The organism is bacterium, from assembly GCA_035527515.1.
Classification (GTDB): Bacteria; B130-G9; B130-G9; order B130-G9; family B130-G9; genus B130-G9.
In genome coordinates, this window is record DATLAJ010000183.1 from 1 (window position 1) to 5818 (window position 5818).

General features: G+C 55.7%; 4 protein-coding genes. 3 read left to right on the forward strand and 1 reads right to left on the reverse strand.

Annotated features, from left to right (window positions below):
• The coding region (locus tag VM163_14365; protein HUT05060.1) for a DUF362 domain-containing protein at positions 1–516 on the reverse strand (516 nt) is incomplete at its 3' end.
• A gap of 124 nt (positions 517–640) precedes the next feature.
• On the opposite strand from VM163_14365, the gene VM163_14370 reads away from it, so the two are divergent.
• The 3 genes from VM163_14370 to VM163_14380 all read left to right on the forward strand — a co-directional run.
• Entirely contained in the window at positions 641–3901 is a 3261-nt protein-coding gene (locus VM163_14370; GenBank protein HUT05061.1) for a DUF3883 domain-containing protein, read from the forward strand.
• Between the two features lie 58 nt (positions 3902–3959).
• Complete coding sequence (locus VM163_14375) at positions 3960–5225, forward strand: 6-phospho-beta-glucosidase (protein HUT05062.1); 1266 nt, start codon at positions 3960–3962, stop codon at positions 5223–5225.
• Between the two features lie 27 nt (positions 5226–5252).
• A partial coding sequence (locus tag VM163_14380; GenBank protein ID HUT05063.1) for a BadF/BadG/BcrA/BcrD ATPase family protein occupies positions 5253–5818 on the forward strand: 566 nt, incomplete at its 3' end.

Sequence of the window (5818 nt, forward strand, 5' to 3'; positions counted from 1 at the left end):
GCAGCCGAAAAGGTTCTTGATAGCTCCGGAGATGCGCACCAGACCATGCGTCTTGAACTTCGGAATGTTGATCAGGACATCACATTCGTCGAGCGCTTTTGTGAGGAGCAGGCGGTGGAAGACCTTAGCTTCGGGGATCTCGCGCTCGATGGAGGAGCCGTCGAATCGGACGGGCTCGATGCCTGCGCGCTCGATTGATTCCATCATGCCGGTTACCGAAAGCAGGCGCTTATACTTATCCCAGTTCTCCGCGCCGATGCTCGGGCTGTCGCCGACCGAGCATACGATCCCCGAAGTAGCGGCGGCCAATCCCGCGACCGCCTCCATGACGGCGGGATGAGTGCATACCGCCGAATCGGGCGGCCTGGATGAGAGCAGATTGGGCTTCAGAAGGACCTTCTGCCCCGGAGAGACGAACTGCCCCATGCCGCCAAGGAGGTCCACCGCCTCCTTCACGGCCTTGAAGACCTTGGAGGGAGTGTAGTCTTCGCATTTGACTATTGCTACGGTAGCCATGCGGTCTACATTCTACTCCAGTTTGACAAACCAGTGCCAGCCCGGTAAGATTTCAAAGAGTGCGATTTCAGAGTATACTGCTCGCATGAGGGACTGATCATCAAGGCTGAGAAGGAGGCTTGAGATGGCATCCGACTATGCCGCGATCAAAGAAGAGAATTTCGCTCGATATGGTTGGGACATTGACCGAGTAGGCAAGACGTACCTAGCACACCAGTATAGCGACAGGACTCACTTCATATTCGAGCTCCTTCAGAATGCGGAAGATGCCCTTGCACGTCGCCGTGGGTGGAAAGGGCAACGTGGAATCAGGTTTGAGCTATCGAAGACATCACTTCGCGTATCCCACTTTGGAGAGCGGTTTGATACCGAGGATGTACGCGGTATCTGTGGAATCGGCCAGAGTACAAAGGCTCTGACAGATATCGGTCGTTTCGGGATTGGATTCAAGTCAGTCTATGCCTATACCGACAGGCCTGAAGTCTATTCACGCGACGAGCGTTTTGCCGTAGAGAGCTTCGTCTGCCCGGTTGGAATACCAGTAGCCGGCGGGGAACCTGATGAGACGGTCTTTGTGCTTCCGCTGCGGATTAATGATCGGTCAGCAGCAGCAGAGATAAGCAATGGTCTGCAAAAACTGGGGCCCAGGGTCCTGCTCTTCTTGCGACAGATCGAAGAGATCTCATGGTCGGTCGAAGGAGGGCCATCCGGCGTTTATTCTCGCAGCAAGCCCAGACATCTTGGCGAAGGGGTTCGAAAGGTCGTCCTTCGAGGACAAATGAAGGGTAAGGAAGTAATCGAGGAAAGCTGGCTGGTGTTCTCCCGTGGAGTTCTTTCTAACGGTAATAAGGTTGGCTATACGGAGATTGCCTTCGCTCTCGATCAGGATAGTAGAAAACAATCAATTCGTCGAATTGATGATTCTGCCCTCGTCGTGTTCTTCCCAACCATCGTTCCCACGAACCTGGGCTTCCTCGTTCAGGGACCGTATCGTACTACACCTAGCCGCGACAACATTCCCCGTGACGACCGCTGGAACAGATCCCTGGTCAAGCAGACGGCATTACTCTTGGTGGATTCGCTGGAGATCTTGCGAGACAAGGAGCTTCTGAGTGTTGAAGCATTGCGCTGCCTTCCATTGGAAGATACCAAGTTCTCTGAAGACAGTATGTTCGCTCCACTGTTCGGCAAAGTACGTTCGGCTTTGTCAAAAAAGCCTTTGCTGCCGAAATATGACAGCGGCTATGTCGCCGGCTGCTGTTCGAAGTTGGCCAGGGGGCAGGAATTACGCTCCCTATTCACCCGGCAACAACTCACAAAGCTTCTCGATTCGGAACATAAGCTCGCCTGGTTATCCGAAGATATCACCCAGGACAAGACCCCGGAATTACGTAGTTACCTGATGCAGGAGCTTGGCGTAGCTGAACTCACGCCAGAAAACGTTGTGCCTCGGCTTACCAAGGAGTTTCTGGAAGCACAAGACGATAAATGGATCGCCGCCCTATATGAGTTTCTTGCCGACCAGCGCAGTCTCCGACGCTATGGAACACTGGACAACTTGCCGCTAGTTCGGCTTCAAGATAGCACTCATATTGTCGCCGAGATTGACGGCGAGATGCAAGCCTTCCTCCCGGGCCCAACTGCCACCGACTTTCCCACTATTCGGCGAACCGTGTGTGGATCCGAGGATGCATTGAGCTTCCTGAAGGCGCTTGGTCTGCATGAAGCCGATACAGTTGATGACATCATACGAAATCTTTTGCCGAAATATGCCAACCGGCAGCTCGTCTCAAAGGATGACTATGAAACAGACATAGGCCGCATCCTTAAGGCATTTGCCACTGACTCTTGGGAGCAGCGTGAAAAGCTGGTCACGGCACTAGGAGAATGCAGCTTCATAATGGCCGTGGAAGCAGGAGATGGTTCTCGATTGATGGCCAAACCGGGCGATGTTTATTTGGCAACGGAACGTCTAAGAAAGCTATTCGAGGGCATTGAAGGAGTGTTGCTTGTGGATGACTCATATCCCTCTCTCCGGGGCGAGGATGTCCGCGAGCTTTTGGAAGCATGTGGCGCGACTCGCTATCTACAGCCCATTGAGGTTGAGTCGGCGTTCACACGGGAAGAGCGCAGGGAGATGCGGCAAGAGGGAGGGTGCGAAGACTGCTCCAATGAGTTTCCAATCGAGGATTTCACCCTACGCGGTCTTGATCCATTGCTTGACTCGTTGCCGGCCGTGGATGCACCTGAACGATCAAATCTGCTTTGGGAGGCCCTATGCGATATGGAAGATCGGCGGGGAGCACGCGCATTCTCCGGAGCTTACCGTTGGACCTACCATTATCAACGAACCTATCACTTCGATGCCGCTTTCGTTCGACAACTCAATACAGCAAAATGGGTTCCGGACCAAAGCGGAACGCTCCAGCCGCCATCCCAAGTTCTCTTCGCAGATACGGGGTGGACTGAAAATCCTTTCCTGCTTAGCAAGATACTCTTTAGACCTGCGGCCATTGACACCCTTGCCAAGGAAGCTGGCATTGAGCCGGGGGTCTTGGATCTGCTCAAGAGGCATGGGCTAACAAGTGTTGCTGAACTCGCCGAAAGACTGGGGGTCACCGAAGAAGAACCTGAAGAGGAATCTGAGGAAGAACAGGAGTCTGAGGACGGCGGCACCGTTGAGGATGCTCTCGGTAAGCTTGGCGTGCCCCCGGCCAATCCCCCTGAGGAAGAGAACAAACCTGAGAATGAATTCGTTGGCGGTGGCACTGGAAGCGGGGGACACTCAAGGGGTCAGCATGCCGGCGCAGGGTCGGGCGGATCGGGTGGCAGTGGTGGCCATTCTGGTTCGGGAGAGCATCATGAAGGACATGGTCATGGCCGAACAGAAGGTGGCGGTAAGAAAGCAGGCGGTGGTTCCCGACCATTCATCTCATATATAGCAGTTCATTCTGAGGAAGATGAAAAGGATCCTGACGGGCTTGACCACCAGGCGCGAATGGAATTGGAGGAGAAGGCGATTGGTTTGATCCTTAAGCATGAGTCGGCATTACGGCGCACGCCAGCCAACACTGAAGGCTATGATCTCATCGAGCCAGGTTCCGATGGGCAACCCATTCGCTGGATTGAAGTGAAGGCGATGACCGTCGGCCTGGACAACCGGCCTGTGGGTCTGTCGCATACCCAATACGATTGGGCTCGCGTATGTGGGAAGGCATACTGGCTCTATGTTGTCGAACATGCCGGTGATGAGGACAGCGCCAGAATAGTGCGCATTCAAGACCCCGCAGGCAGGGCCAGCTCGTATACATTTGATCACGGGTGGCTGAATATCGCGGAGATCAATCTCGCTGATGATACTGAACAATCGGAGGATAACGGCTGATGGCGAAGGTGGAGATAACGAAGACTGAGCTGAGACAAGATTTCCTACGGGTGATTCTATGAAAATCTGTGTTATTGGGGCAGGGAGCACGTATACACCGGAGCTTATCGAGGGGTTTATCGTTCGCAAGAAAGAGCTGCCCGTCAGCCATTTCGCGCTGATGGATATTGACGGCGCGAAACTGGACATCGTCGGCAGCCTGGCGAAACGGATGATCGAGAAGGCAGGTATCAACGCGACGGTCGAGCTTACTACCGACCGCAGGAAGGCAGTCGAGGGGGCGGATTTCGTTCTTAGCCAGATCAGGGTCGGCGGCTTGCAGGCGAGGATTCGAGACGAACATATTCCGCTGGAATTCGGGGTCCTCGGCCAGGAGACCACCGGCCCGGGCGGCTTCGCGAAGGCTCTGAGGACCATTCCGGTGATGCTCGATATCGCCCGAGACGTGGAGAAATATGCGCCGAATGCCTGGTGGATCAACTTTACGAACCCGAGCGGCATTATCTCCGAAACACTGCTGAAGCACTCGCGCACGAACATCATCGGCCTTTGCAACGTCCCCATCGGCATGACGAAAAGCCTGGCGACCAAGTTGGAGTGCCGGCCCCAGGATCTCCTCCTCACCTACGTCGGCCTCAATCACCTTAGCTGGATAACGAAGGTCTGCCGGAAGGGCGAGGACGTGACGAAGCAGGCGGTGAGGCTTTCGCTGAAGGGCCGGGCAAAGGAAGACGCCGAGTGGATGAAGGTCAACGGCATGATCCCGAACGGCTATCTGCACTACTATTACGCCCGGGATGCCGTCCTGGAAGCGCAGAAGAAGGCCGAGAAGAGTCGAGGCGAGATCGTATCGGAGGTCGAGGCTCGGCTTCTGAAGAAGTACCAGAACCCGAACCTGAAGAGGAAGCCGAAGGAGCTCGAGAAGCGGGGCGGCGCGCATTATTCGACGGCGGCGGTCTCGCTCGCCAGCGCAATCTACGGCAATGCGCGCGAGCTGCATATAGTCAACACCCGCAACAACGGCACCATCTCCTGCCTGCCCTCAGACTGCGCAATCGAGACTAACTGCGTGATTGATGGGACCGGCGCGCATCCGATGACAATTGGGGATGTGCCGCTGGAAATCCGCGGACTCCTGCAGGCTGTGAAGTCCTATGAGGAGCTGGCGGTCAGGGCGGGAGTCGAGGGCTCGAGGAAGCTCGCACTCCAGGCGCTGGTTGCACATCCGCTTGTTCCGTCGTTTACGGTGGCAAAGGGATTACTCGACAGGATACTCGAAGCCAACGCGGATTATCTGCCGCAATTCAAGAGATTAAGACGCTAGAAGATAGATGATAGAGAAAAGCCGCAGATGGCACAGATGAGATATGTAATCGGTGTAGACGGCGGGGCGAGCAAGACCTTTTGCCTGGCGGCGTCCATAGACGGGACGATCACCGGCTTCGGGAAAGCGGGAGTCGGCAGCTTCGAGATGGCGGGCATTGACCGCGCGAAGGAGAGCATCCTCTCGGCGGTCGAGGAATCCCTGAACGGAATCTCCAAGGACCGGGTCGAGTTCGGCTGCTTTGCGCTTGCGGGAGCGGATTTCGATCCGGAGGATTTCGATATGCTCTCCAAGGCGATGGGAGAGCTTGGGGTCGCGAAGAGGATAAGCATTCGGAATGACTCGGTTGCCGGGTTGAGAGGCGGGATTACGAAGCCGTATGGAGTCTGCATTGCGATGGGCAGCGGTTTCAACGGCGTGGGGATCGGCAAGGATGGCCGGGAGGTCCGGTTCTTCGGCGAGGGCTATATCTTCGGAGACATCGGGGGCGGAGGGTCAATCGCCCGTGACGCGCTCTTTCACGCCATGCGCGCGTATGACGGCAGAGGCAAGCTGACGGCTCTTATGCAGATCGTCCTGGGTCACTGGGAGGC